28 protein-coding genes and 1 tRNA gene are annotated in these 23,867 nt (G+C 72.2%); 12 read left to right on the top strand and 17 right to left on the bottom strand.

Annotated elements, in window-relative coordinates:
* Nucleotides 1-28: 28 nt before the first annotated feature.
* Nucleotides 29-412, bottom strand: coding sequence for a hypothetical protein (locus J4709_RS44755; RefSeq protein WP_208251440.1), 384 nt, complete (start codon nucleotides 410-412; stop codon nucleotides 29-31).
* Nucleotides 413-704: 292 nt separating this feature from the next.
* On the bottom strand, nucleotides 705-1,901 hold the full coding sequence (locus tag J4709_RS44750) for an ATP-binding protein (protein ID WP_208251438.1): 1,197 nt from the start codon (nucleotides 1,899-1,901) through the stop codon (nucleotides 705-707).
* A 386-nt stretch (nucleotides 1,902-2,287) separates the two neighbouring features.
* On the opposite strand from J4709_RS44750, the gene J4709_RS44745 reads away from it, so the two are divergent.
* A complete protein-coding gene (locus J4709_RS44745; protein ID WP_208251436.1) occupies nucleotides 2,288-2,992 on the top strand; it encodes a hypothetical protein in 705 nt (234 codons plus the stop codon).
* 6 nt (nucleotides 2,993-2,998) lie between these two features.
* Here J4709_RS44745 and J4709_RS44740 read toward each other — a convergent pair whose 3' ends face one another.
* Nucleotides 2,999-3,874: a class I SAM-dependent methyltransferase gene (locus tag J4709_RS44740; RefSeq protein ID WP_208251434.1), complete on the bottom strand. Its 876-nt coding sequence runs from the start codon at nucleotides 3,872-3,874 to the stop codon at nucleotides 2,999-3,001.
* 82 nt (nucleotides 3,875-3,956) lie between these two features.
* Here J4709_RS44740 and J4709_RS44735 point away from each other — a divergent pair, with 82 nt between their 5' ends.
* On the top strand, nucleotides 3,957-4,430 hold the full coding sequence (locus J4709_RS44735; protein WP_208251432.1) for a macro domain-containing protein: 474 nt from the start codon (nucleotides 3,957-3,959) through the stop codon (nucleotides 4,428-4,430).
* Between the two features lie 107 nt (nucleotides 4,431-4,537).
* The gene (locus tag J4709_RS44730) at nucleotides 4,538-5,680 is read left to right on the top strand and encodes a serine hydrolase domain-containing protein (RefSeq protein WP_208251424.1); all 1,143 of its coding nucleotides are present in this window, start codon (nucleotides 4,538-4,540) and stop codon (nucleotides 5,678-5,680) included.
* A gap of 12 nt (nucleotides 5,681-5,692) precedes the next feature.
* Here the strand turns inward: J4709_RS44730 and J4709_RS44725 are convergent, their stop codons facing one another.
* Together J4709_RS44725 and J4709_RS44720 are read right to left on the bottom strand one after the other, a co-directional pair.
* Complete coding sequence (locus J4709_RS44725) at nucleotides 5,693-6,955, bottom strand: RNA polymerase sigma factor (protein ID WP_208251422.1); 1,263 nt, start codon at nucleotides 6,953-6,955, stop codon at nucleotides 5,693-5,695.
* Entirely contained in the window at nucleotides 6,952-7,305 is a 354-nt protein-coding gene (locus J4709_RS44720) for a YciI family protein (protein WP_208251421.1), read from the bottom strand. The genes J4709_RS44725 and J4709_RS44720 overlap by 4 nt, the downstream gene beginning before the upstream one ends.
* A gap of 190 nt (nucleotides 7,306-7,495) precedes the next feature.
* Between J4709_RS44720 and J4709_RS44715 the strand changes: the two genes are divergently transcribed.
* Nucleotides 7,496-7,690 carry a hypothetical protein gene (locus J4709_RS44715; protein WP_208251419.1) on the top strand — a complete coding sequence of 65 codons (195 nt, stop codon included), beginning with the start codon at nucleotides 7,496-7,498 and terminating at the stop codon, nucleotides 7,688-7,690.
* Nucleotides 7,691-7,786: 96 nt separating this feature from the next.
* Here J4709_RS44715 and J4709_RS44710 read toward each other — a convergent pair whose 3' ends face one another.
* Complete coding sequence (locus tag J4709_RS44710; protein WP_208251417.1) at nucleotides 7,787-8,272, bottom strand: DUF4279 domain-containing protein; 486 nt, start codon at nucleotides 8,270-8,272, stop codon at nucleotides 7,787-7,789.
* Between the two features lie 43 nt (nucleotides 8,273-8,315).
* A complete protein-coding gene (locus J4709_RS44705) occupies nucleotides 8,316-9,059 on the bottom strand; it encodes a GntR family transcriptional regulator (RefSeq protein ID WP_208251415.1) in 744 nt (247 codons plus the stop codon).
* Nucleotides 9,060-9,185: 126 nt separating this feature from the next.
* On the opposite strand from J4709_RS44705, the gene J4709_RS44700 reads away from it, so the two are divergent.
* The 3 genes from J4709_RS44700 to J4709_RS44690 all read left to right on the top strand — a co-directional run bounded on the left by J4709_RS44700 (nucleotide 9,186) and on the right by J4709_RS44690 (nucleotide 10,386).
* Nucleotides 9,186-9,605, top strand: coding sequence for an ATP-binding protein (locus tag J4709_RS44700; protein ID WP_208251414.1), 420 nt, complete (start codon nucleotides 9,186-9,188; stop codon nucleotides 9,603-9,605).
* Nucleotides 9,606-9,745: 140 nt separating this feature from the next.
* Nucleotides 9,746-10,039 carry a hypothetical protein gene (locus J4709_RS44695; protein WP_307802078.1) on the top strand — a complete coding sequence of 98 codons (294 nt, stop codon included), beginning with the start codon at nucleotides 9,746-9,748 and terminating at the stop codon, nucleotides 10,037-10,039.
* Nucleotides 10,036-10,386 carry a hypothetical protein gene (locus J4709_RS44690; RefSeq protein WP_208251412.1) on the top strand — a complete coding sequence of 117 codons (351 nt, stop codon included), beginning with the start codon at nucleotides 10,036-10,038 and terminating at the stop codon, nucleotides 10,384-10,386. The genes J4709_RS44695 and J4709_RS44690 overlap by 4 nt, the downstream gene beginning before the upstream one ends.
* A gap of 48 nt (nucleotides 10,387-10,434) precedes the next feature.
* Here J4709_RS44690 and J4709_RS44685 read toward each other — a convergent pair whose 3' ends face one another.
* Nucleotides 10,435-11,436, bottom strand: a complete 1,002-nt coding sequence (locus J4709_RS44685; RefSeq protein WP_208251409.1) for a pirin family protein — start codon at nucleotides 11,434-11,436, stop codon at nucleotides 10,435-10,437.
* Nucleotides 11,437-11,528: 92 nt separating this feature from the next.
* Between J4709_RS44685 and J4709_RS44680 the strand changes: the two genes are divergently transcribed.
* Nucleotides 11,529-11,987 (top strand): MarR family winged helix-turn-helix transcriptional regulator, encoded by a 459-nt coding sequence (locus J4709_RS44680; protein WP_208251408.1) that lies wholly within the window; start codon nucleotides 11,529-11,531, stop codon nucleotides 11,985-11,987.
* 1 nt (nucleotide 11,988) lies between these two features.
* On the opposite strand, the gene J4709_RS44675 is transcribed toward J4709_RS44680, so the two are convergent.
* Entirely contained in the window at nucleotides 11,989-12,420 is a 432-nt protein-coding gene (locus J4709_RS44675; RefSeq protein ID WP_208251406.1) for an MFS transporter, read from the bottom strand.
* Nucleotides 12,421-12,584: 164 nt separating this feature from the next.
* On the opposite strand from J4709_RS44675, the gene J4709_RS44670 reads away from it, so the two are divergent.
* Nucleotides 12,585-13,343, top strand: a complete 759-nt coding sequence (locus tag J4709_RS44670; protein ID WP_208251405.1) for a M15 family metallopeptidase — start codon at nucleotides 12,585-12,587, stop codon at nucleotides 13,341-13,343.
* 112 nt (nucleotides 13,344-13,455) lie between these two features.
* Here J4709_RS44670 and J4709_RS44665 read toward each other — a convergent pair whose 3' ends face one another.
* The 4 genes from J4709_RS44665 to J4709_RS54200 form a co-directional block, all read right to left on the bottom strand.
* Nucleotides 13,456-13,620 carry a hypothetical protein gene (locus tag J4709_RS44665; protein WP_208251404.1) on the bottom strand — a complete coding sequence of 55 codons (165 nt, stop codon included), beginning with the start codon at nucleotides 13,618-13,620 and terminating at the stop codon, nucleotides 13,456-13,458.
* A 63-nt stretch (nucleotides 13,621-13,683) separates the two neighbouring features.
* Nucleotides 13,684-13,772, bottom strand: a tRNA-Ser gene (locus J4709_RS44660).
* Nucleotides 13,773-13,810: 38 nt separating this feature from the next.
* A complete protein-coding gene (locus J4709_RS44655) occupies nucleotides 13,811-14,191 on the bottom strand; it encodes a cupin domain-containing protein (protein WP_208251402.1) in 381 nt (126 codons plus the stop codon).
* 37 nt (nucleotides 14,192-14,228) lie between these two features.
* Nucleotides 14,229-16,370 (bottom strand): MinD/ParA family ATP-binding protein, encoded by a 2,142-nt coding sequence (locus tag J4709_RS54200; protein ID WP_307802077.1) that lies wholly within the window; start codon nucleotides 16,368-16,370, stop codon nucleotides 14,229-14,231.
* A 181-nt stretch (nucleotides 16,371-16,551) separates the two neighbouring features.
* Here J4709_RS54200 and J4709_RS44645 point away from each other — a divergent pair, with 181 nt between their 5' ends.
* Both J4709_RS44645 and J4709_RS44640 read left to right on the top strand, forming a co-directional pair.
* Nucleotides 16,552-17,508, top strand: coding sequence for an NAD(P)H-quinone oxidoreductase (locus J4709_RS44645; protein ID WP_208251401.1), 957 nt, complete (start codon nucleotides 16,552-16,554; stop codon nucleotides 17,506-17,508).
* A gap of 13 nt (nucleotides 17,509-17,521) precedes the next feature.
* A complete protein-coding gene (locus J4709_RS44640) occupies nucleotides 17,522-18,067 on the top strand; it encodes a bacterial proteasome activator family protein (RefSeq protein ID WP_208251400.1) in 546 nt (181 codons plus the stop codon).
* A 49-nt stretch (nucleotides 18,068-18,116) separates the two neighbouring features.
* On the opposite strand, the gene J4709_RS44635 is transcribed toward J4709_RS44640, so the two are convergent.
* Nucleotides 18,117-18,920 carry a Cof-type HAD-IIB family hydrolase gene (locus tag J4709_RS44635; protein ID WP_208251399.1) on the bottom strand — a complete coding sequence of 268 codons (804 nt, stop codon included), beginning with the start codon at nucleotides 18,918-18,920 and terminating at the stop codon, nucleotides 18,117-18,119.
* 193 nt (nucleotides 18,921-19,113) lie between these two features.
* Between J4709_RS44635 and J4709_RS44630 the strand changes: the two genes are divergently transcribed.
* Entirely contained in the window at nucleotides 19,114-19,998 is an 885-nt protein-coding gene (locus J4709_RS44630) for a tyrosine-protein phosphatase (RefSeq protein WP_208251398.1), read from the top strand.
* Between the two features lie 47 nt (nucleotides 19,999-20,045).
* Here J4709_RS44630 and serS read toward each other — a convergent pair whose 3' ends face one another.
* The 3 genes from serS to J4709_RS44615 form a co-directional block, all read right to left on the bottom strand.
* Nucleotides 20,046-21,305, bottom strand: a complete 1,260-nt coding sequence (gene serS, locus J4709_RS44625; RefSeq protein WP_208251397.1) for a serine--tRNA ligase — start codon at nucleotides 21,303-21,305, stop codon at nucleotides 20,046-20,048.
* Between the two features lie 67 nt (nucleotides 21,306-21,372).
* Nucleotides 21,373-22,197 (bottom strand): class I SAM-dependent methyltransferase, encoded by an 825-nt coding sequence (locus tag J4709_RS44620; RefSeq protein ID WP_208251396.1) that lies wholly within the window; start codon nucleotides 22,195-22,197, stop codon nucleotides 21,373-21,375.
* Nucleotides 22,198-22,228: 31 nt separating this feature from the next.
* The gene (locus J4709_RS44615) at nucleotides 22,229-23,866 is read right to left on the bottom strand and encodes a hypothetical protein (RefSeq protein WP_208251395.1); all 1,638 of its coding nucleotides are present in this window, start codon (nucleotides 23,864-23,866) and stop codon (nucleotides 22,229-22,231) included.
* Nucleotide 23,867 lies beyond the last annotated feature (1 nt).

Genomic DNA, 23,867 nt, shown 5'->3' with positions numbered 1-23,867 from the left:
GCCGCGGCCGGCCCATGACCGAAGCGCGTCACCAGTTCTCGTCGGTGTCCTCGTCCCGGTCGTGCAGGTCGTCGAGCTGGTTGCCGTACAGCTCGTCCTCGTCGTCCTGGCGGTGCGGGCGGCGGCTCGCGATGCCCTCGTCGTGCATGCCGCCCATGTCGGAGGAGTACTCGTCGTCCTGCCCGAACCCGTGGCCGCCGCCCTCGAACCCGGATTCGTCCTGGTAGCCGTACGGGCCGTGGCCGTAGCCCTGGCCGCCCTGCTCCTGCCGCATCGTCGGCTCGTCGGTGCCCCGTGACTCCGACGACCCCGTCGACGAGTCCGGCTCGTCGCCGCGCGCGTACGCGTCCTCCTCGCGGGTCGAGTACAGGTCGTCCGGGTCTTGGCCCCGGTAGCGGTCCTGCTCGTCCATCGTGATCCCCCCGTCGTCAGCGTTCGCGCCAGATCCGGCACATCCGGCCCATACCCAGATAACTCCGCGCAACAACCGCGATGACGGACAACACCCTCTGTCTATCTATAGCTCTTTCTAGGAAGGAAGCTAGAAAGCCTTAGAGAAACCTCGGAAGGCAGGCGAGCAGAATCTACGGCTCTCTAGCACTTCTGCTAGAAAGTCGTATAAGCATCGGACGACGAGAACCGATGCAGCCTTATAACGGCTCCTAGCGCTGACGCTAGAAAGCTCTAGAGAACCCTTGCGCCCGTCAGGCGGGCTGGGAGCGGAGGTACTTGCCGAAGTGCGGGACGGTGAACGCGACCATGCCGCGTTCCGCGCTGTAGATGAGGCCCTTCTTGATCAGGCCGTCGCGGGCCGGCGACAGGCTGGACGGCTTGCGGCCCAGCTCGTCGGCGACCGCCGCCGTCGGCACCGGGTCGTCGCCGAGCATCGCCATCGCGCGCATGTAGTCGCGCTCGGCGGGCGTCGCGCGCTCGTAGCGGCTGCCGAAGAAGCCGACCGCCAGCTCGCTCTCCGCCTCCGGCGCGGCGACCCGGATGTCCTCGGCGGTGATCGGGGTGTCGGGCGCGACGTCCCACACGACCTTCGCGTACGCCTGCACGAAGTACGGGTAGCCGTCGGCCGCGCCGTACAGCGCGTCGAGGGCGTCCTTGGTGAAGGTGACCTCCTCGCGCTCGGCGGGCGCGAGCAGCGCGACGTCGGCGGACTCGCGGTCGAGCCGGTCGATGCGCGCGTAGCGGAACAGCCGCTCGGAGTAGGACTTGCTCGCCGACAGCACGGCGGGCAGGTGCGGCAGGCCCGCGCCCACGACGATCAGCGGGCCGCCGATCTGCGACAGCTCGTGGCACGCGGCGCACAGCGCGGACACGTCGTCGGCCGGGACGTCCTGCATCTCGTCGACGAACAGCGCGATGCCCGCGCCCACGTCCGTCGCGACGGACGCGGCGTCCACGAACAGCTCGGTCAGGTCGATCTCCAGGTCGCCGGAGTCGGCGCGGCCCCGCGAGGCGGGCACGTCGATTCCCGGCTGCCACCGGTGCGCGCGCGCCTTCGCCTTGGTGCCGGACGGCTCGGGCCCGGCCTGCGCGAACGCCTTCAGGACGCCGAGGAACGCCTCGATCCGGTCGGGCGCGCGGTGCCGGGGGGCCAGCTCCCGCACCGCCATGTGCAGCGCGGACGCGACCGGCCGCCGGATCGACTGGTCGGGGCGCGCCTCGATCTTGCCGGTGCCCCAAAGCTTCTGGATCGCCATCGACCGGAACGCGTTGAGCAGCACGGTCTTGCCGACGCCGCGCAGCCCGGTGATGATCATGCTGCGCTCCGGGCGGCCTCGGGCCACCCGTTCCAGCACCACCTCGAACTGCCTCAGCTCACGGTCGCGGCCGGCCAGCTCGGGAGGGCGCTGCCCGGCGCCAGGGGCATAGGGATTGCGCACGGGGTCCACGCTCTCGGACTCTATGAGGCGATATAGCTGCGGCCGTAGATTTGGGTAGAAACCGCTGCGGCGTGTCGCGTGCTCGTGCCGCCCGCCGTGCCGCGCGCGACCGTCGGCGCCCCCGGGTACCGTCCCGTGGGGAGCGTGTGCGGTGCGGTTGAGAGGTGGGGCCGCGATCGCCACCATGTCGCCTCCCGGCGAGCGGGTCCGAACAAGTCGAACTTCTGTTCGACTCATTCGAACACAGTAGCGCACGCCTCCCGCCCCGTCACCCGAACCCGCCGACTCCCCTGACGGCTTCCGGACGCGCCTCCCGGACGCGGGTTCCGGGCACACTTCGCGGCCGGACGTGGCCCCGGCCGAACTCACCTCCACCCGGACACGTCGAAACGAGCATGTTCGCGGCAGCCGGCCCAACCGGACACCACACGCTCGCGGCGCCCTCGGCCGCCGGGCCCGACGTCTTCGCCGTCTTCCCCTTCCTGTTCTTCGGGATCGTGGCCCTGGTCGTGGTCGGCATCGTGTGGGCGGCGGTGCAGAACAGCCGGCGCATCAAGGCGCTCCACGCGTACGCGGCCCAGTGCGGCTGGTGGCCGATCACCGCCGACCAGCCGATGCCGGGCCCGGTCGCGCAGGCGGCGCGGTCCCGGCGGACGAAGCTGGCGGTCGCGACGACGCGCGAGCACCCGATGTGGCTGGTCTGGCACCGGTGGACGGAGAGCAGCGGCACCGGCGACAGCCGCACCACGTCCACCCACGACCTGACCCGCTACTTCCTGTTCCTCGGCCCGGGATACGAGGACGTGGAGGTCGTCAAGCGGACGGCCATCGGCGGGTTCTTCATGCCGGTCCGCGGCGTCGGCACCGGCGACGCGGACTTCGACAAGCGGTTCCTGATCCGCGGGCCCGGCGAGCAGCAGGCGGTGCGGCTGCTCACGCCCCCGATCCGCGCGGCGATGCTGTCGGGCCACGCCCCGGCCTGGGCGGTGTCCGCGGGCGTGCTGATCTCCGCGGACTCCGTGGCGCCGTCCGTCCAGACCCTCGAACCGCGGGCGCAGGCGCTGATCGTCCTGGCCCGCATGCTGGCCTCCGGCGGATAGGGCGGCTCAGCCGCCGCGGCGGGCGGCCCAGACGGTGCGCTCGGTGCGCAGGGCCAGGTCGTCGCGGTGCAGGATGCTGCCGGGGCCGCCGGTGTCGAGGAGCCGGTCGAGCGCGGCGAGGTCGTCCGGTGCGAGCTCGTCGGCGACGGCGGCGCGGACGCGCCGCAGGGTCCCCAGGGCGTAGCGTCCGACCGTCTCGTCGCGGGAGCCCTCGATGTTCGCGGTGAAGACCTGCTCGCCTTCCACGACGAATCCGGCATTGGTCAGCATCGGCCCCCAGTCGGCGCCGCGATACGGCATCTCCTCGGCACTGGAGCGGTCGGCGGCGGTGTAGAGGCGCGCTTCCAGTCCGGGCCGGTCCTGCGGGGCGTCGTCGGGCAGGAAGTTGGGGAGACCGGCCAGCTCGACGACGGCGAACAGCCCACCCGGCGCGAGCAGGTCGCGGACCTTGCGCAACGCGCGGTTAGGGTCGGCCATGTGGTGCATGGAGGCGGAGGCCCACACCAGGTCCGGCGTGCCAAGGTCAGGCCAGTCCGCGTCGAGATCGGCCCGGACGAGGCTTACTCGCTCGTCCACGCCCTGCGCGCGCGCCTTCTCCTCTAGGCGATCGAGGTGCTCGGCCGAGGAATCGACGGCGGTCACGTGCGCCTCCGGGAAGCGGGCGAGCAGCGCGAAGGTGCCGGCACCCGTCCCGCAGCCCAGATCCACGATCTTGCGCGGGCTTCCCTCGACCGGCAGCCAGGCGGTCGTGGCGGCGATGTGCTCGGCGAGGATCTCCGCGCTCAGATCGAGCATCTCGACCTGGTCCTCGTCGTCGTGGTGATGCCCGTGCCCGTGCCCGTGCTGGTGGCCGTGGTGCCCGTGCGGCGGCGTGTGGCTCATAAGGCCACATTAGAAGGCCACATCAGAAGGGCCGCCGTCGGCGGGCGCGGTTTTGTCGGCGGGCGCGGATAGCGTCGCCGACATGGGGCGGATCCGATACCTCAAGGGCGACGCGACCTCGCCGCAGGCGAAGGGCCCGAAGGTCATCGCGCACATCTGCAACGACCGGGGCGGCTGGGGCAAAGGGTTCGTGGAGGCGGTCTCGAAGCGCTGGCCCGAGCCCGAGGCCGCCTACCGGAGCTGGCACCGCGAACGCGCGCGCAACGACTTCGGGCTGGGCGCCGTCCAGATCGTCCAGGTCAAGCCGGACATCTGGGTCGCCAACATGATCGGCCAGCACGGCACCAGGACCTCGCGCAGCGCCGGGCCGCCGATCCGCTACGAGGCCGTCCGCGAGTGCCTGCACCGGCTCGCCGCCGAGGCCGCCGCCCTCGGCGCGTCCGTCCACATGCCGCGCATCGGCTGCGGCCTGGCCGGGGGCCGCTGGAGCCGCATCGAGTCCCTCGTCACCGCCGAGCTCGCCGACCTCGACGTCACGGTCTACGACCAGGACTGATCACCACCGCGACCCTGGCGCCACGCGGACGTTGGCTCTCGCGGGTGACGTGCGTCCGGCACCGCGATTCCTAGCGTGAAGGCCCTCACGACCTGGAGGGACCACACGTGATCAAGCACAAGCGGGCGATGGGCGGCGCACTCGCGTTCGGGCTGGCGATCGGCGCGCTGGCGGGGACCGGCGTGCCGAAGGACCCGGCCGCGGCCTCGACCGGCGACACCCGGCTGCCCGCGATCCTGCACCGGCTGACCACCGCCGACGGCGCGCCCGGGGCGCTCCTCGACGTCCGGGACCGGCGCGGCCGCACCACCGCGCTGACCAGCGGCGTCGGGGACGTGCAGACCCGCACGCCCGTCCCCGGCGACAGCCGTTTCCGGATCGGCAGCGTGACGAAGACGTTCGTCGCGACGGTCGTGCTCCAGCTGGTCGGCGAGCACCGCGTCGCGCTGGACGCGCCGGTCGAGCGCTACCTGCCCGGCGTCATCCGGGGGCACGGCAACGACGGTCGGCGCATCACCGTCCGGCAGCTGCTCCAGCACACCAGCGGCCTGCCCGACTACCTCGACTACGTCACCCCGCAGGACATCCTCAAGGACCCGCTCGCCCACCACGACCTCCGCGCCATGGTGGACGCGGCGCTCGCGCACCACCGGGTGTTCAAGCCCGGCACGCGCTGGAAGTACTCCAACACGAACTACATGGTGGCGGGGCTGCTCATCGAGAGCGTGACCGGCCACCCGTACGGCGACGAGATCCGCGACCGCGTCATCAAGCCGCTCGGGCTGGACGCGACGTCCGTGCCGGGCGACTCGCCGGCGATCCCCGGGCCGCATCCGCGCGGGTACGTGCGGCCGGGCGAGGGCGCGCCGCTGATGGACGTCACCGAGCTCAACCCCTCGGTCGCCGGGCCGGGCGGCGGGATGATCTCCAGCGGGCGCGACCTGGGCCGGTTCATGGGCGCCCTGCTCGACGGCAAGCTCCTGCGCCCCGCCGAGCTGCGGGAGATGATGCGGACCCGTTCGACCGGCAATTCGGACGGCCGCGCCTACGGCCTCGGCCTGGAGAGCAGGCCACTGCCCTGCGGCGGCCTCTACTGGGGGCACACCGGCGACATGCTCGGATTCGAGACGGTCACCGGCGCCACGTCCGACGGAAGGCAGGCGACCGCCATGGTCAACCTCGACCCGGGCGGCTCCGAGGCCCAGGACGCCGACATGGAGACCGCCGTCCAGACGGCCCTCTGCTCCTAACCGCCCGGTACGTCAAAGACCTCTGCCCGGCTCGCGGGAACCGCCGGTGAGCGCGGTGAGCTTGCGCTGGAACGTGGCGCGCTCCGGTTCGTTGCCGGTGAGGGCCAGCGCGGCCCGGTAGGCGTCCGCCGCCTCGGCGCGGCGGCCGAGGCGGCTCAGCAGATCCGCCCGCGCCGCGTGGAACAGGTGGTAGCGGCGCAGCTCCGCGGCGCCGGACAGGTCGTCCAGCAGGACGAGCCCCGCCTTGGGCCCGTCGCGCATCGCGACGGCCACCGCCCGGTTCAGCGCGACCAGCGGGGACGGCTCGATCCGCAGCAGCACGTCGTACAGCGCCACGATCTGCGGCCAGTCCGTGTCGTCGAAGCTCACCGCCTCGTCGTGCAGCGCCGCGATCGCCGCCTGCACCGCGTACGGCCCCGCACCGGGCCCCGTCAGCGCCGCGACGACGAGCCTTCGCCCCTCCGCGATGAGGCCGGCGTCCCACAGCGTCCGGTCCTGGTCCTCCAGCAGCACCTGGTTCCCCGCCGCGTCCACCCTGGCCGCGCGCCGCGCATCGGTGAGGACCAGCAGCGCGAGCAGCCCCTTCACCTCCCGCTCCCCGGGCAGCAGCCCGTCCAGGATCCGAGCGAGCCGGACGGCCTCGTCCGCCAGCCCGGGACGCATCAGCCCGTCACCCGAACTGGCGGCGTACCCCTCGGTGAAGACCAGGTAGACGGCGCGCAGCACCCCCGGCAACCGGCCCGGCAGCTCCTCCGGCCCCGGCACGCGGAACGGGATGCGCGCGTCCCGGATCTTCCGTTTCGCCCGGACGATCCGCTGCGCCATCGTCGCGGTCGGCACCAGGAAGGCGCGCGCCACCTCGGGCGTCGTCAGGCCCGCGAGGAAACGCAGCATCAGCGCCGTCCGCGCCTCCACCGGCAGCGCGGGATGGCAGCAGGTGAAGAACAACCGCAGCCGCTCGTCCGGGATGTCGTCGAAACCCGGTTCAGCGGCGCGGTCGGCCTCGACCCGCAGCGCCGCCAGCCGCGCCGCCTGCACGCGATCGCGCCGGATCCGGTCGAGCGCCTTGCGGCGCGCCACCGTCAGCAGCCACGCCGGCGGCCTGTCCGGCACACCGTCGACCGGCCACCGCTCCAACGCGGTCTCCATCGCGTCGGACACGACCTCCTCGGCCAGGTCCAGATCCCCGAACCTGGCCGCGAGCAGGGCGAGCAGCCGGCCCCGGTCCTCGCGGAACACCGCCTCGACGGAACCGGCCGCCCCCTCCCCGCTCACGCCGCGTCCGGCTCCCACACCGTCCGGACCTGGACGGTGCCGTACCTGGCCCCCGGACAACGCGCCGCCCAGTCCAGCGCCGCGTCCAGGTCGGGGACGTCGATCAGGTAGTAGCCGCCGACCATCTCCCGCGTCTCGGCGAACGGCCCGTCCGTCACGACCCGCTTCCCGTCCCCGCGCACATGCACGGTCGTCGCGTGCTCGAGATCGAGCGCCTGACCGTCGACCTTCACCCCCGCGTCGGTCACCGCCTTCTCGAACGCCATGAACTCCTCCACCGTCGGCTCCCCGGCCGGCCGCTCCACCCCCGACTCGGGCGACCACGTATTGATCAGCAGCAGATACTTCACCGCGCACTCCTCACACCTAGAGACGGTTGCACGGTAATGACGCACCCCCACCCCCCAAATCGACACACCCCTCAAGAAAAGATTCCTCTCGCCCGGTTGCCGCACGGCTTCCGCCCGGACGACATCCAGGCGAAGACCGCCCGGCATACGAGATAGCCGACCTCCTATCCCAACTGGCGCCCGGCAACTGATGGACATCCTGACCATGGATGTCGTCTACCGCGTTCCCCACGGCCCCTGGGACGGCGACCGCGTGCACGAGGCGACGAGCCGGGTGATCGAAGCGGTCGACACGAACGCCCGATGGCGGACGAACACCTTCGATGACCACTGGAATTCCGTCCCGGCCCTGTCCGTGGTCGCACCGAAGGCCGCCGAAGACTGAGGCACCCGCCCCTCTACCGCGTCGGCCGCGAGGCCCTGGCCGACGGGGACGAGGTAACCCAGCTCGTACCGGTCGGCCGGGACGATGTTGAGGGCGTCAGGGATTGTCGTCTTGCGAGATCAGGTCGTACTCGTCCACGTCGAGCTCTGCCCCGAGTTCGACGAGGAAGGCCAGTGTGGGGCCGTCCAGATGCCAGCCGAAGAGATTCGGTTCCTGTGGCGCCGGAGAGCCTAGAGCCTGCTCCTCCGATCCCGGGTCCGCGTCTTCGAAGTAGCGGACGACCTGGAGTACCGCGCCGCCGTGTTCCTCGTCGTCCGCGGCCAGACGAGCGGCAAGCCCGGCGACGCGATCGGCATGGGGCCGGAGCCTGTCCAGCACGCGAGTGATCTGTTCGTCGACGCACAGGCCGGGCTCCCGGCACACGATCTCCCAGGCGTGCGACACCGGCACCTCGGTCGGTGTCGTGAATCGGCTGCCGCGGACGGACACCTCGTCGGGAGCGATCCTCAGCACAGCAGTCATCTCATGCGCCGTCACATGCCGACTGAAGAGGGCAAAGTAGACGTATTGCCGTACGGGCACACCAAGATCCTAACCGTGATCCAGATGGGAACCCGGCCAGGCACTACTCGACGGGGATGACGTAGCCCAACTCGTACCGATCGGTGGGGATGACGATGTCCGCCGTCTCGACCGGGCGGTCGGTGGTGCGGTACGTCCGCCGGATCACCATGATGATCGCGCCGACCGGCTCGTCGAGCCGCTCGGCCTCGGCGGCGAGGATCGGCCGGGCGGTGACGACCTCCTCCGCCGCCTCGACCTCCTGCCCGATCGCCCGCATCCGCGCGACGACGCCGGCACCCGCGTACGGCCCTTCCTCCGGGAACATGACCTCCGTGCCACGGGTGATCGCAAGCGGCTCCCACGAGACCGACGCCATCACGGGCCGTCCGTCGGCGAGAAAGGTGTAGCGGCTGCACATGACGTCGTCGCCCACCGCGATCTCGAGGCGCTCCGCGACCGCTTCGGTGGCCTGCTCGGTCGAGGACGAGACACGCCAGTCGCCGGTCCGGCCCTGCCTGGCCATCTCCTCGCGGAACGGGCTGGTGGTCCGGCCTTCCTTGTACCAGTAGCGCGAGATCCGCCTGAGCTCCGGGCGGCGGCGCACGTACGTCCCGGACCCGGAGCGCGCTTCCAGATGGCCCTCGGAGATGAGCAGCCGGACGGCCTGGAGGGCGACCGCGTCCGAAACGCCGTAACGCTCACGCAGCTGCGGACGCGAGGGGATCTTGTCACCCGGCGCCAGCACCCCCTCCATGATCTGTTGCCGCAGGTCATCCGCGATGCGCTGGTAGGCGGGCTGCGTCACGGTGGCTCCGAGTGGCCGGGGGCGGGCGATGTTCAGGCACAGCTTGACAAGCTGTGCGCACCGCATGCGAGCTGTGCGCACAGCTTGGCGACCCAGCGTACAAGATCGCACGGCGGAGGCAACCCCATGGAGTGGACCCAGGAGTACCCCGGCCTCCCGTGCATGGTCCCGGCGATACGCGCCTTCGTCCGGGGCTTGCTGAGCGACTCCCCGCGGGCGGAGGAAGCCGAGAGCGTCATCGCCGAACTGGCCGCCAACTCGTTGCGGCATACGCCGAGCGGCGGCCCCGGCGGCGTCGTCGCCATCACGGTGACCGTCCGCCCGGGCTGGGCACGCGTCGCCGTCTCCGATTCCGGCAACGGGGCCTGGTCTCGGCCCGCGGCGACTGAGCGCAGTGGCGACTACGGGCGCGGCCTGCTCCTCGTCGACGCGTTCGCCGACAAAGTCGGGCACGACGCTGACGAGGAGGGACAGACCATGTGGGCCGAATTCACCTGGAGCGAAGATGCCTGCACCCGCCGCGAGCGGGAGAGCGGCGGCCCATAGAGCCGGGGGCGCGTCGCGGTAAATCACCAGACGCCCGCACCCATCGCGGCCAGGCGCGCGCCGGGCCGCTCACACGAGGCGGCCCCGGCGCGGCGATTGCGGCGCCGGCCGGGACCTGACCAGGAAACGAGGTCCTGGCTGTGGCGAATCGTACGATCTCCGGCGACCCGCTCGCCGCGCTTGCCGCGCATCTGTCGGCGCATCGGCTCGCGGTGGAGCTGACGTCGCGCGGGCTCCGGGTCACCAATCCGGACGTTCCAGGGTGTTGCGACGAGAGCGGCTCCGCGTCCGACCTCATCACCTGCCGTGCGCGGGGCGAGGACTTCGGGAACGCGTGGTTCTGGACGTCGTGGGGCGAGCCGATCGCGCGCGCCGACCGGATCGTCGATGCCGCCGTGGTCGTCCGCGGCTATCTGTCGGGATCGGGACGATGACGGCGCCATGGGCGGTCGTCGAACTCGATCCTGAGCGGGTGGCGGCGGAACTCGCGCGGCGGTTCCCTGGGGTGTCGGCGTGGCGTGGCGAGTACACGGGACGGTGGTGGGCGGTCGCGCGTGACTGGGTGGGGCGTGACCGGTTGGTGGAGGCCGGGACGCCTGCGGCGCTCGTGCGGGTGCTGTGCGAGATCGGCGCGGGGTGCCCGCCGGTTCGGGCGGCGTCCGCCCAGGGGCGGGCGCCCTCACGGGTGGGTGAGCCCTGGCGTCCGGTCGCGGCGCGGGACGAGCGGACGCGCCGGAGCGGCTGGTTCCGACGCATGGTCGGGGTGCTGAGCGCCGCCTGAGCCGGGCGGCGGTGCGGCTTCCCCCGGGCCGCGCCGCCGCCCTTTTCCTCAGGACAGGGGCTCGTCCGCGGCGGACAGGTGGGGGACGGGGACGGTGCCCATGCGGCCGGCCTGGAAGTCCTCGAACGCCTGGACGATCTCGTCGCGGGTGTTCATGACGAACGGGCCGTAGCGGGCGACGGGCTCGCGGATGGGGAGGCCGCCGAGGATCAGGATCTCCCAGCCGTTCGCGCTGGCGAGGGGCTGGGAGTCGGCGGCGCGGACGACGAGGCCGTCCTGCGAGCCGTGGTGGTGCGAGCCCGCGAAGACCGCGAGCTGACCCTCGTCCAGACCGATCTCCTCGACGCCGGCGGTGCCGCGTCCGGACAGGACGTAGACCATCGCGTTGAACTCGCGCGGCCACGGCAGGGTGAGGCGGGCGCCGGGCGCGACGGTGGCGTGCAGGTAGTTGATCGGCGTGTAGGTGACGCCGGGGCCGTCGTGGCCGGCGAGGGAGCCGGCGATCACCCGGACGAGCGAGGAGCCGTCGTCGGCGGCGAGCAGCTTGACGTCGCGGGCCTGGATGTCCTGGTAGCGGGGTTCCACCCACTTCTGCGCGCGCGGCAGGTTCACCCAGAGCTGGACGCCGTGGAACAGGCCGCCCTTGGTGACGAGTTCGGGCGGCGGCTGCTCGATGTGCTGGATGCCGGACGCGGCCGTCATCCACTGGGTGGCGCCGTCGGAGATGAGGCCGCCGCCGCCCGTGGTGTCCTGGTGCTGGAAGGCGCCGTCGATGATGTAGGTGACGGTCTCGAACCCGCGGTGCGGGTGCCAGGGCGTACCCTTCGCCTCGCCGGGGGCGTACTCGACGGCGCCCATGTGGTCGAGGAGGAGGAACGGGTCGGCGAGGGACAGGTCGATGCCGGGGAAGGGGCGGCGGACCTCGAAGCCCTCGCCCTCCAGGTGGCGCTTCGCGGTGACGATCTTGGCGACGCGGCGCCAGTCGGTGTCCGCCTCCGGCAGCAGCGGCAGCCGGGGCAGGGTCAGCGGGTCGGCCATCACGGCTGGCATGGGGTCCTCCTCCGTCGGTGCCCGTCCGTGGCGGGCGTTGCCCCCTACAATCTAGTTGATGGTTCAACTATTCCCGGACTATACTGATCCGCATGAGCGAACCACGCTGGCTCGATGCCTCCCAGCAGCGCGATTGGCGGGCCTACGTCGACGGCAGCGTCCGGCTCACCGAGCTCATGGACCGCGACCTGAAGACCAAGCACGGGCTGTCGGTGTCGGAGTACGAGATCCTCGTCCGGCTGTCGGAGGCGCCCGACCACCGGCTGCGGATGGCCGAGCTCGCCGCCAACGCCAGCCAGTCGCGCAGCCGCCTGTCGCACACCTGCTCCCGGCTGGAGTCCAAGGGCCTGGTCAAGCGGGACAACTGCGGCACCGACAAGCGCGGCGTCTACGCGCAGCTCACCGAGGAGGGCTACGCCGCGCTGGAACGTGCCGCCCGCGACCACGTCGAGGTCGTCCGCGAGCACCTGATCGACGTGATCGACCCCGCCGACCTGGAGGCCATCGGACGGGCCTTCGGCGCCGTCCTCAAGCGGCTCGGCGCGAGCTGAGCTAGAGCGTGACTGTCACCCCGGTCAGGAACCCCACCGACACCAGGGTGAGGAACACCCACGCCAGCATCATCCCCGCGCCGAACGACCGCCACCGGCCGCCGACCTTCCACACCAGCAGCCCGCCCAGCCCGAACGCCAGCACCAGCAGCGTCACGAACTGCGGCAGCAGGCTCGGCCGACGGCTCATCATCAGCGGCGCGTACATCATCACGAAGTCGATGAACACGAACAGTCCGAACCCGGCGGCGATCGCGCCGACCTCCCGGCCGCTCAGCGCCCGCGTGCGCTCGGCGATGTCCAGCGCCCGCTCGGAGCGCAGCCGCAGCCGCGGGCGCGCGGCGTCCGCGCCCGGGTCCTCCTGCACGCTCTGCGCGACGGCGAAGATCTCGTCCTCGAGGCTCGGGACGTCCCTCTCCTGCGGATCCGCCATTCCGGCTCCCTGAGGGCCGGCGGAAGCCGGGCGACATGCCCGGCGAGGTGGACGACGTTCGCGGCCCGTTCGCCCCGGCCCCTTTCCGGCGGACGCGCCGTCAAACGCACCGTAGCGAATCCGAGGTCCAACGCGAAGGACTCGCGACGTGCCATCCTGCAAAGATGCCAGCCAGAGGGCCACTTCGCAGTGCGGCGTTCGCCGCCGTGTTCATCACCGTGTCGGCCGCCGCGACCGGATGCGGCAACGGATCCGACAACGGGGGCAAGTCCGGATCGGCGACGCCCGCCACGCCGCCGACCGCCACCGGGACCGCCACCCGGTCGGAGAAGCCGTCGGCGAAGCCGACCAGCCAGAAGTTCCAGGCGCAGATCAAGAAGGTCGCCGCCGGGGACCTCAAGTACTCCTGGCATCAGGGCTGCCCGGTCGCGCCGTCCGGGCTCCGGATGATCCAGATGACCTACTGGGGCATGGACAAGAAGCCGCACGCCAACGGGCAGCTCGTCGTCAACGCCAAGGCGGCCGGCGACCTCGTGACGGTGTTCCGCAAGCTCTACGACATGCGCTACCCGATCGAGCGCATGGAGCCGGTCGACAAGTACAAGGGAAGCGACTTCGCCTCCATCGAGGCCGGCAACACCTCCGCGTTCAACTGCCGCAACGCCACCGGGTCCAGCTCGTTCTCCCAGCACGCCTTCGGTCTCGCCGTCGACCTCAACACGTGCCAGAACCCGTACGTCTACGCGGACGGGCACGTCGCCCACAAGAACTGTGCGAAGTACGCGAACCGGAAGAACCGCGATCCCGGGGTGATCCACGCCGGCGACCGGGTGGTGAAGGCGTTCGCCTCGATCGGCTGGGGCTGGGGCGGCGAGTGGAGCGGGGCCCGCGACTACCAGCACTTCAGCAGCAACGGCCGCTGACGCCCGGACCGGCGGGCGCGCCGCTCGCGGTGGCCGCCGGTCGCGCCGCCGGGCCGGGCCCGCGCACGGGGGGTGGACGCGTCGGCGCGTCCGCGCGGGCTGCCGCCCGGAGTCAGACCATCATGAGCGCGATCAGGCCGGCCACGACGACGACCGCGAGGACGGCGAGGCCGACGATGAGCGGCATGTTCGGCCCCGACTTCTCGGCCGGCGCCCGGTTGGCGAAGTTCTGAAACTGGTGGGTGGTTCCTGCCGGATCATTCGGTGTCTGCGACATGCCGAAGAGGGTAACGGATGCCTTCCGCCCGTTTAGGGCGGTTTCCATGGCATCCGAGGAGGGCGGAGAGTGTGGGATTCGAACCCACGAGGACTGTCCCCAGCCCTGGGCGCTTTCAAGGCGCCTGCACTAGTCCACTATGCGAACTCTCCTCGGCCACGCCCGGTGGCCACGGCCAACGATAGCGGGCTCATCCGGCCGCCTCGACCGCATATCCCGGGATCGACGGCCACCGGACCGTCATCACGACCGACTCCTCCTCGGCCTGCCAGGAATGGTCGATGCCGCGTCCCCACACCACGTAGTCGCCGGGCTCGGCGAGCACCACGTCGCGTCCGGGGAACTCGAGCCGGAACCGGCCGCTGATCAGGACGAGCAGCGCGGTGCGCTTCTCACCGCCCGTCCAGCGCGCGCGCCGCTCGCCCTTGGGGTGGACGCCCCACTTGATCTCGACGTCGTCGCTGTGCCGCAGGTCGCCGGGCGGCTTGAAGTGCCCGAGCAGCCAGCCGCGGTCGGCCGCCGCGTCCGCGGCGGCCCTGCCCACGTAGACGCCCTGGTCGTCGCTCTCCACGTGAGGCGACTCTAGCGGCGGCGCCGCGCCGGACGGGTCAGGACGTGCGGTCGGGACGCGGGTAGGCGAAACCGTCGCCGACGACGGCGGCCAGGGTGAGGTAGGCCTCCCGCGTCGTCTGGGCGAGCTGCTCCAGCTCCACCTCGGCGCCCTCCTCCAGGTGGTCGTCGTAGGGGATGCGGACGACGGCGCGGCAGCGGCTCTCGAAGTGCGCCTGCAGCTTGTCCAGGTCGACCTGGCTGCGGGTGCGGTTGCGGACCATCGACAGCACCACGACGCCGTTGCGGACCAGGTGGCCGTGGTCGTGCGCCTCCAGCCAGTCGAGGGTCGCGCTCGCGGACCGGGCGCCGTCCACCGACGGGGAGCTGACCAGGACGAGCTGGTCGGCGAGCTTCAGCACCCCGGCCATCGCCGAGTGCAGCAGGCCCGTCCCGCAGTCGGTGATGCAGATGGAGTAGTACTGCTCCAGGACGGCGGCGACGGCCTCGTAGTCCTCGGCGCTGAACGCCTCGCTGACCGCGGGGTCGCGGTCGGAGGCGAGCACCTCGAGACGCGCGGCGTTCTGCGAGGTGAACGCGCGGACGTCGGCGTACCGCTGGATCTTGTCGCGGCCGTTGAGCAGGTCGCGGACCGTCGCGGCGGTCTCCAGCCGGACCTTGTCCGACAGCGTGCCGCGGTCGGGGTTGGCGTCCACCGCGATCACGGTGTCGCCGCGGATCGAGCCGAGCATCGAGCCGAGGCCGGTCGTGGTGGTCGTCTTGCCGACGCCGCCCTTGAGCGACATCACCGCGACGCGGTGGTGGCCGCCCGCCACGGCGGTGCGGGCGCGGGCGATGAGGTCCTTGCGGCGCATCTCGCCCTGCGACTCGCCGGGGTGGACGCTGCCGCCGGTGGCCTTGTAGACGGCGCGCCGCCAGCCGGAGGACGGCGCGATGCGGCGCTCGCCGAGCAGGTTCTCGGAGCTGAGGCTGTCGGTGTCGTTCGGGTCGCCCTGCTGCTGTTGCGGCTGCTGGCCCGGGTACGGCTGCTGCCCCGGCGGGACCTGCTGGTACGCCCCGGGCTGCGCCGGCTGGCCCTGCTGCGGGTACGCGTAGCCCTGCAGCGGCCGGCCCGTGTTCGGGTCGACGAAGTAGGACTGGCCGGTCGCCGGGTCGACCGCGTACGGCTGGCCCGTGTTGGGGTCGACGAGATAGGGCTGCCCGGTGTTCGGGTCGACCGGGTACGGCTGACCGCCCGCGTTCTGCGCGTACGGCTGACCGGCGTTGGGGTCGGCGGCGTACGGCTGGGCGCTCGCGTTCGGCTCCTGCCCGAAGGACTGCGCGGCGGGGTCGGGCGCGAACGACTGCGCGTTGGGATCCTGCGGGAACGCCTGCGCATTCGGGTCCTGCCCGAAGGGCTGCGCATTCGGATCCGGCGCGAACGACTGCGCATTCGGATCCTGCCCGAAGGGCTGCGCGTTCGGGTCAGGCGCGAAGGACTGGGCATTCGGGTCCTGCGGGAACGGCTGCGCATTCGGATCCGGCGCGAACGACTGCGCGTTCGGGTCCTGCGGGAAGGTCTGGGCGCCGTTCGGGTCGCCGGGGAACGGCTGGGGGCTGCCCGCGTTCGGGTCCATCGGCGGCGGGAACGGCTGGTCGGGCATGTACGGCGGGAGCTGGTCGAGCGGCGGCGCGCCCTGGCCGCCCGCGTCGTACGGCTGCGGCGGCCCGGTCTCCCAGGGCTGCTGCGGCTCGAACGGCTGGTACCCGGCGGCGTACGGCGGGGGCAGCATGCCGCCGTCGAACGGCTGGGGCATGGGCTCGCCGTTGTAGGGCGGCAGGTTCTGCGCCGCGCCCGGGACGGGCGGGGGCGGCCCGAAGCTCTCGGGGCCGAAGTCCGGGCCGAAGTTCTCCGGCGGCTGGAGCGGCGGCGCGGCCAGCCACGGGTTGGCGTTGGGGTCGTGCTGGGGCGGCTGCCCGGGCTCGGCGGGGGCGCCCTGCGGCGGCGCGGCCTGCTGGTCGGCGCCCTGCGGCTGCTGCCCGGCCTGGACGGCCTGCCCGGGGGGCTGCCCGGCCGGTTGCTCGCCCTCGGTGGCGGCCGGCGGGGCGGGGTCGGACGGCCCCGTCGCCTCGCCGCTCATCGCGTCGAGAGAGGCCAGCCGCTCCTCAAGGGAACGCCCGTCGTGCTCGTTCCTCGCCACCGATTTCTCCCCTCGGGCACACCTCAGATGATCATTACGGAGCAGGAGGGCAAAACGACCCCCACGCAGGATACCTGCGCGTCAATACCACGCATCACGTCCGTAGATCGACGTTGCCCCGGCGGGTGCGGGAGGGCCGCGCGTACGGTGCGTCCGGCCGCCGCCCGGTAGCGTGACGGTCATGCATGCGATCGTGATTCGCGAGCCGGGGGACGCCGAGGTCCTGGAGTGGACGCGGGTGCCCGATCCGGAGCCCGGGCCGGGCGAGGTGCTGGTCGACGTGGTGGCGAGCGCGGTGAACCGCGCGGACGTGATGCAGCGGATGGGCTTCTACAACCCGCCCGAGGGCGCGTCGCCGTATCCGGGGCTGGAGGTGTCGGGGCGGGTCGCCGCGCTCGGCGACGGCGTGACGGGCCTGGCGCCGGGCGACGAGGTGTGCGGGCTGCTGTCCGGCGGCGGCTACGCCGAGCGGGTCGCGGTGCCCGCCTCGCAACTGCTCCCCGTGCCGCGCGGCGTGGACCTGGTGGACGCGGCGGGCCTGCCGGAGGTCGCGTGCACGGTGTACTCGAACGTCTTCATGCTCGCCGGGCTGCGCGCCGGGGAGTCGTTCCTCGTGCACGGCGGCGGCAGCGGGATCGGGACGCTGGCGATCCAGCTGGCGAAGGCGGCCGGCGCGACGGTGGCGTGCACCGTCGGCAGCGCGGAGAAGGCGGCCCGCTGCCGCGAGCTGGGCGCCGACGTCGTGATCAACTACCGCGAGGACGACTTCGCCGAGCGCGGCCCGTACGACGTGATCCTGGACGTGATCGGCGCGAAGTACCTGGAGCGCAACGTCGGGGCCCTCGCGACGGGCGGCCGGCTGATGATCATCGGGCTGCAGGGCGGGACGAAGGCGGAGCTGGACATCAACGCGCTGCTGCGGAAAAGGGCGCTCGTCCACGCAACGGCGCTGCGGTCCCGTCCGTTGGAGGAGAAGGCGGAGATCGTGGCGGCCGTCCGCGAGCACGTGTGGCCGCTGCTGGAGTCGGGGGAGGTCCGCCCGGTCGTCGACCGGCGGGTGCCGATGGCCGACGCCGCCGCGGCGCACCGGCTGATGGAGCAGAGCGGCCACGTCGGCAAGATCCTGCTGACCGTGTGAGGATGAGGGAGATATGAGCGAGCCTTCGAAGAACCAGTCGGAACAGGAACCGCAGGTCCTCGTGGTCGGGCCGAACGGCATCGCGTTCGAGGGCGCGGGCGAGGGCGGCGAGTCCGAGGGCAAGTCGATCACCGAGATGGTGGAGCAGCCCGCGAAGGTGATGCGGATCGGCGGGATGATCCGCCAGCTGCTGGACGAGGTCAAGGCCGCCCCGCTGGACGAGGCGAGCCGGGCCCGGCTGCGGGAGATCCACAAGTCGTCCATCAAGGAGCTCGAGGACGGCCTCGCCCCGGAGCTGGTCGAGGAGCTGGAGCGGCTGTCGCTGCCGTTCACCGAGGGCGTGGTGCCGAGCGAGTCGGAGCTGCGGATCGCGCAGGCGCAGCTGGTCGGCTGGCTGGAGGGGCTGTTCCACGGCATCCAGACGACGCTGTTCGCGCAGCAGATGGCGGCGCGCGCGCAGCTGGAGCAGATGCGGCGGGCGCTGCCCGCGGGCATGATGCCGCAGGGCATGGAGCAGCAGGAGGAGCAGGGGCCCCGCTCCTCCGGCCCCTACCTGTAGGACGCCGCGGCGACGGCCGCATCCCCGCCGGGCGGGGGTGCGGCCGTCGTCACGGGAACAGGCGTTCCAGGATCCGCGCGACACCGTCTTCGTCGTTGCGGGACGTGGTGTTCGTGACGGCGGCGAGGACGAGCGGGTGCGCGTTCGCGACCGCGTACGACGTGCCCGCCCAGGCGAGCATCGGCAGGTCGTTGGGCATGTCGCCGAACGCGGTGACGTCGGCGGGGCCGAGGCCTTGCTCGGCGCAGAGCGCGGCGAGTGCGCTGGCCTTGGTGACGCCGTGCGCGCTCATCTCCAGTAGCCCGCGCCCGGACGAGTGGGTGACGGTGACCAGGTCGCCGACGGCCTTCTCGGCGCGCGCGGCGAGCTCGTCGGGGTCGGCGTCCGGGTGGAAGGCGAGCAGCTTGGTGCCGGGGCGGGCGACGAGCTCGGTGCCGTCGACGGGCCGCCCGCCGAGGGCCTCGGCGTCCCAGCGGGACAGGTCGTAGCTGGCCTCGAACACGAACCCGGTCGGGTACTCGACGGCGAACCGGAACTCCGGTGCCGCCGCGCGCAGCCGCCCGACGGCCTCGGCGAGCACGTCCGGCGGGATCTCCCGGGCGTGCACGACGGCCTCGGTGTGCAGGTCGTAGACGACGGCGCCGTTCGCGCAGATGGCGAGGCCGCGGTGCCGGACGGCGGCGGCGATCTCCGTCATCCAGCGCGGGGGGCGGCCGGTGACCATGACGAGCATCGCGCCGGCGCGCTCGACGCGCGCGAGGGCGGCGACGGTGCGCGCGGAGATGGTCCCGTCGGAGCGCACGATCGTGCCGTCGAGGTCGGTGGCGATCACGCGCGGCGCAGGTTCGGTCATGTCACCTTCCAGGTCGTCCGAAACCTCACCTTAGGCGACGGGTACGACGGGACGTCCGCCCGGCCGGTGCCCGTCCGTCCGGGTTCGGGTGTTGTTCACGGTGTGCCCCTTCCGTCCCGTCCGCCGCGCGCCTAGGGTGTGGTTCCACCCGAATCTTCTTCACGTTCCCTCCCCCCGCGTGCGGAAGGCAGAGATGACCCCCCGAACCCCCCGCCTGGTGTCGGCCGCGCTCGCGGGCGCCGTCGCGCTGGCCCCCGTCGCCCTCCCCTCCCCGGCCTCCGCCGCGCCCGCGGCGCCCGTCCGGAGCACCGCCGCCGTCCGCGACATCGCGGTGGACGGCGCCGTCAACGTCCGCGACATCGGCGGCTACACCGCACGCGACGGCCGGCACGTCCGCTACGGCCTCGTCTACCGGTCCGCGTCGCTCAGCAAGGTCACCGCCACCGGCATCGCCCAGCTCCAGCGGCTCGGGCTGTCGGCCTCCGTCGACTTCCGCTCGCAGCTCGAAGTCGGCATGTCCGGCGCCGACAAGCTGCCCGCCGGCGTCGCACCCGTCGCAGCGAACATCAACGCGTTCTCGCCGACACTGCTGACGATGCTGCCCGACCTGCTCAAGGCGATCCTCGCGCAGGACAAGTCCGGCGAGTTCATGGCGCTGTCCTACCGCGGTTTCGTCCACGACCCCGACGCGCGCAAGCAGTTCACCGCCGCGCTCAAGCGCATCGCGTCCGGCAAGGGCCCCGTCCTCTACCACTGCACCGAGGGCAAGGACCGCACCGGCGTCATGACCGCCGTCCTGCTGACGATCCTCGGCGTCCCCAAAGCCCAGGTGTACGCCGACTACCTGCGCTCCAACCAGGAGCTCGCCGACCAGAACGCCGCCGAGCTCGCCGAGCTGAAGAAGATCGGCATCGACCCGGCGCTCGTCGAGCCGTTCCTGACCGTCCGCGCCTCCTACCTCGACACCGCGTTCGACCAGATCAAGCGCGACTACGGGACGTTCGGCGCGTTCGTCACCAAGGGCCTCGGCATCGACGCCGCGACCCAGGCCGCGCTCCGCAGGCAGCTCCTGAAGTAGCGGAAAGGGCCCGTCCGGGAATCGGACGGGCCCCTCGTTCTGCCGTATCAGCGCTTGACGGGCTCCAGGACCTCCAGGCCCAGGAACTTCTGCAGCGCCTCCGGGACGCGCACCGAACCGTCCGCCTGCTGGTGGTTCTCCAGGATCGCGACCATCCACCGCGTCGTCGCGAGCGTCCCGTTCAACGTCGCGACCGGCTGGTTCTTGCCGTCGGCGTCCTTGTGCCGCACCGACAGGCGCCGCGCCTGGAAGTCGGTGCAGTTCGACGTCGACGTCACCTCGCGGTAGGTGTTCTGCGTCGGCACCCACGCCTCGCAGTCGTACTTGCGCGCCGCGCTCGCCCCGAGGTCGCCCGCCGCCACGTCGATCACCCGGTACGGGATCTCGACCTTCGCGAGCATCTCCTTCTCCCACTCCAGCAGCCGCAGATGCTCGGCGTGCGCGTCCGCCGGATCGCAGTAGGAGAACATCTCCACCTTGTCGAACTGGTGGACCCGGATGATGCCGCGCGTGTCCTTGCCGTACGAGCCGGCCTCGCGGCGGAAGCACGACGACCACGCCACGTACCGCCGCGGCAGCTCGTCGATGATCTCGTTCATGTGGTACGCGGCGAGCGGCACCTCCGACGTGCCCACCAGGTACAGCTCCTCCTGCGGGAGCTGGTACACCTCCGCGGCGTGCGCGCCGAGGAACCCGGTGCCCTCCATCGCCTCCGGCTTCACCAGCACCGGCGGGTACATCGGCACGAACCCGCTCGCGACCGCCTGCTCCATCGCCAGGTTCAGCAGCGCGTACTGCAGCCGCGCCCCCACTCCGGTCAGGTAGTAGAACCGGGCGCCCGCGACCTTCGCGCCGCGCTCCATGTCGATCGCGCCGAGGCTCTCGCCCAGCTCCAGGTGGTCCTTCGGCTCGAAGTCGAACGCGGTCGGCTCGCCGACGTGCTCCAGGACCACGTAGTCCTGCTCGCCGCCGGCGGGGGCGCCCTCCTCGATCAGGTTCGGCACGCCCTTCAGCGCCGCGTCCAGCTCCTCGCCGACCCGGTCGGCCTCCGCCTCCCGGTCCTTGACCTGCTGCGCCAGCTCCTTCGCGCGGGCCAGCAGCGCCTGCCGCTCGTCGCCCTGCGCCCGCGACACCGACTTGCCGAAACTCTTCTGCTCGGCGCGCAGCTGCTCGAACGAGGTCAGCGCGGAGCGCCGCCTCTCGTCCAGGTCCAGCAGCCGGTCGACGACGGCGTCATCCTCACCGCGGGCGCGCTGCGAGGCGCGCAGCCGCTCGGGATCCTCTCGAAGAGCTCGCAGGTCAATCACAGACCCGAGGCTACCGGCCCCGGGCCCTCCGGCGCGCGCGAGTATCGCGGTCCGCCCGCCGCCTTGCTCAGTGCCGCGCGCTCGCCAGCAGCGCGTGCGCCGGCAGCGCCACGTGCCCGTCGGCCGCGCCGTCCTGCCCGTCCGGCACCGCGTAGTCCGCGATCAGCCGGTCGTACTCAGCCTTGATCCGCGCGACCGTCGGCGCGTCCTGCCGGCTCACCGCGACGCCGTTGCTGCCGACCCGGGCCAGCGCGCCCGTCTCCCACCACTCCTCCGGGTCGACGACGTGCTCCCAGGTCACCTCCTCGACCGCCACGTCCGCGAAGCCCGCCTCCGCCACCAGCCGGCGGAACGCCATCGCCTCGCCGTACTCCAGGAACGGCGACGGCGGGATGTCGTCCGGCCACGGCACCCCCGCCGCCTCCAGCGCGTCCCGCACGACCGCGAGCGCGCCGACGCCCGGCATCACCCAGCAGCTCAGCGCGAGCCGCCCCTCCGGCCGCAGCACCCGCCGCAACTCGGCGAGCGCCGCGTCCGGCGCGCCGACGTGGTTGATCACGAAGTTGCCGACGACCGCGTCGAACGTCCCGTCCGGGAACGGGACGTCCGGCAGCACCGCCACCCGCACGTCCAGCCCCGGCACGTTCCGCCGCGCCGTCTCGGCCATGTCCGGGTCGGCGTCCAGCGCGGACACCTCCGCGCCGCGCCGCACCGCCTCCGCGGCGACGAACCCCGGGCCCGTCCCCACCTCGAGCACCCGGGTCCCCGCCGCGACGCTCGCCGCGTCCAGCAGGGGCCCGACCATGTACCGCGTCATCCGCGCGAACCCCCGCTCGTACGCGGGGGCGCGCCCGGCCCACAGCTCGCGCTCGTAAAGATCGAAGTCGGCCACGACGGCAGCGTACGCCACCGCGGCCGACCCCTCATCGAACGTCTACGTAGTCGTCCCTGTAGGTCTTCACATAGGCGGACGCTCCGCCGTAGTAGGCGCGCCACGTACCGTCCTTGGACGCCTTGAAGCCCTTGCGGAACTGGCCCATACCGTCCGCTGTGGTCGCCCCCATGTACGTCCACTTGGTCGACCCCTTGGGCCGGAAGTAGAACGGCACCTTCTGCTTGCCGAACCTGGTCCACTTCGTGGTCTCCCTATAGAGGGTCCCCACGATGGTGACGGTGCGGCCCTTGACGACCGGCTCCGGGCTCGCGTTGAAGTCGAGGAACTTCGTCCGGTACCGGACGTCCACGTAGTCGGTCGGGCTCGTCGACGGCACCACCAGGTAGCCGTCCGGCCGGACGACGGTCCGCCAGTACCCGTCCCGCGTCGCACGCCCCTGGATGTCGAAGCGTCCGTCACCGCTGACGGACAGCGCGCCGGCGTCGGTCCACTTCTTCTTGTCCGCGGAGAACTGCAGGTAGACGTCGGCGGCCGGGCCGTCGCCCCACCGGCCGTCCGCGTGCTTCCACAGCACCCGCCCGGTCCCGGTCACCATGTCGCCCCGGCCGACCGGCTCGGGATCGGCGTCGAACCCCGTGATGGACGTCCGGTACGTGACCTGCAGGTCGTTCGTATTGGCGGACGACATCCCGTAGGCGTAGTAGTCGTCGGGGAGGCCGACGGGGTCGTCGCCGAAGGAGGCGTCGAAGGCGCCGCCGTCGGTGACCAGGACAGGCACGCTGTAGACGCCGTTCGCGTCCGTCTTCGGCGAGGCGATCGTGTGCCAGTCGCCGCCGACCGCCTTGTCGAACTGCAGGTCGACCTGCTTGCCCGCCAGCGGCGCCCACACCCCCGCGCGGTCCTGCCGCTCGAGCCTGCCGGTGACCGCCACCGTGTCTCCGACGATGAGCCCGCCCTTGATCTCCAAGGTGATCCGGGTCTTGAGCCGCTGCCTAGTGACCTGGACCGCCGCGCTCCGCACCGGCCGGTGCATGAAGTCGCCGTTGAACACCACGGCCAGATCGTGGGACACGCGGAAGTCGGCGGTCCCCTCCGCGCGCCCGTCCGCGCCGGTGACCACGGTGACGATCTGCCCGGACGGCTCCTGGACGTGCACCGGCGCGCCCGCGACCGGCGTCCGCGTGCCGTCGGGGTTCTTGGCGAGCAGCCGGGCGCGGAAGGTCACCTGCGGATGGTCCACGTCCACCACGGCCGGCGAGACCGCCACGTCCGCGATCTCGCTGTCCAGCCCGTTGTCGATCATCACCCGGCGCGGCAGGGTCCGCGTCATGGTCGCGTTCGTCAGCTCGATGTCCGCCATCCAGCGGCCCTCCGCCACCGTCACCGGCGACTTCGTCCGCCACACGCCGTCCTTGGTCGTGCCGTCGACCAGTTCGAAGTCGTCCACCGGCACGCTCTCGGACCCGCCGAGGTACGGCCGCAGGACGGCGCGCACCTTCGTGATGTCGCTCAGCGACCTCGCCGCCACCTCGATCTGCGTGGTCGCCCCCGGCGACAGCACCCGCGCCGACCGGAGGTCCGGCGAGTCCGCCGCCTCCGCGGGCGGCGCGACGGCGAGCGCCGCGACGGTGACCAGCCCGGTGAAAAGCGCCAGCAACCGGCGCATC

It is taken from the genome of Actinomadura violacea (assembly GCF_017573465.1).
Classification (GTDB): domain Bacteria; phylum Actinomycetota; class Actinomycetes; order Streptosporangiales; family Streptosporangiaceae; genus Spirillospora; species Spirillospora violacea.
Note: the sequence above shows the minus strand (reverse complement) of the source record. Positions and strands in the feature narration are given on the sequence as shown.

Coding starts and splice junctions, on each gene's coding strand:
- J4709_RS44670 (WP_208251405.1), top strand. CDS start 12,585: ATGCCAGCCAGAGGGCCACTTCGCAGTGCGGCGTTCGCCGCCGTGTTC.
- J4709_RS44745 (WP_208251436.1), top strand. CDS start 2,288: ATGTTCGCGGCAGCCGGCCCAACCGGACACCACACGCTCGCGGCGCCC.
- J4709_RS44675 (WP_208251406.1), bottom strand. CDS start 12,420: ATGGCGGATCCGCAGGAGAGGGACGTCCCGAGCCTCGAGGACGAGATC.
- J4709_RS44685 (WP_208251409.1), bottom strand. CDS start 11,436: ATGCCAGCCGTGATGGCCGACCCGCTGACCCTGCCCCGGCTGCCGCTG.
- J4709_RS44615 (WP_208251395.1), bottom strand. CDS start 23,866: ATGCGCCGGTTGCTGGCGCTTTTCACCGGGCTGGTCACCGTCGCGGCG.
- J4709_RS44645 (WP_208251401.1), top strand. CDS start 16,552: ATGCATGCGATCGTGATTCGCGAGCCGGGGGACGCCGAGGTCCTGGAG.
- J4709_RS44635 (WP_208251399.1), bottom strand. CDS start 18,920: ATGACCGAACCTGCGCCGCGCGTGATCGCCACCGACCTCGACGGCACG.
- J4709_RS44630 (WP_208251398.1), top strand. CDS start 19,114: ATGACCCCCCGAACCCCCCGCCTGGTGTCGGCCGCGCTCGCGGGCGCC.
- J4709_RS44740 (WP_208251434.1), bottom strand. CDS start 3,874: ATGAGCCACACGCCGCCGCACGGGCACCACGGCCACCAGCACGGGCAC.
- J4709_RS44715 (WP_208251419.1), top strand. CDS start 7,496: ATGGACATCCTGACCATGGATGTCGTCTACCGCGTTCCCCACGGCCCC.
- J4709_RS44690 (WP_208251412.1), top strand. CDS start 10,036: ATGACGGCGCCATGGGCGGTCGTCGAACTCGATCCTGAGCGGGTGGCG.
- J4709_RS44755 (WP_208251440.1), bottom strand. CDS start 412: ATGGACGAGCAGGACCGCTACCGGGGCCAAGACCCGGACGACCTGTAC.
- J4709_RS44680 (WP_208251408.1), top strand. CDS start 11,529: ATGAGCGAACCACGCTGGCTCGATGCCTCCCAGCAGCGCGATTGGCGG.
- J4709_RS44640 (WP_208251400.1), top strand. CDS start 17,522: ATGAGCGAGCCTTCGAAGAACCAGTCGGAACAGGAACCGCAGGTCCTC.
- J4709_RS44665 (WP_208251404.1), bottom strand. CDS start 13,620: ATGTCGCAGACACCGAATGATCCGGCAGGAACCACCCACCAGTTTCAG.
- J4709_RS44735 (WP_208251432.1), top strand. CDS start 3,957: ATGGGGCGGATCCGATACCTCAAGGGCGACGCGACCTCGCCGCAGGCG.
- J4709_RS44700 (WP_208251414.1), top strand. CDS start 9,186: ATGGAGTGGACCCAGGAGTACCCCGGCCTCCCGTGCATGGTCCCGGCG.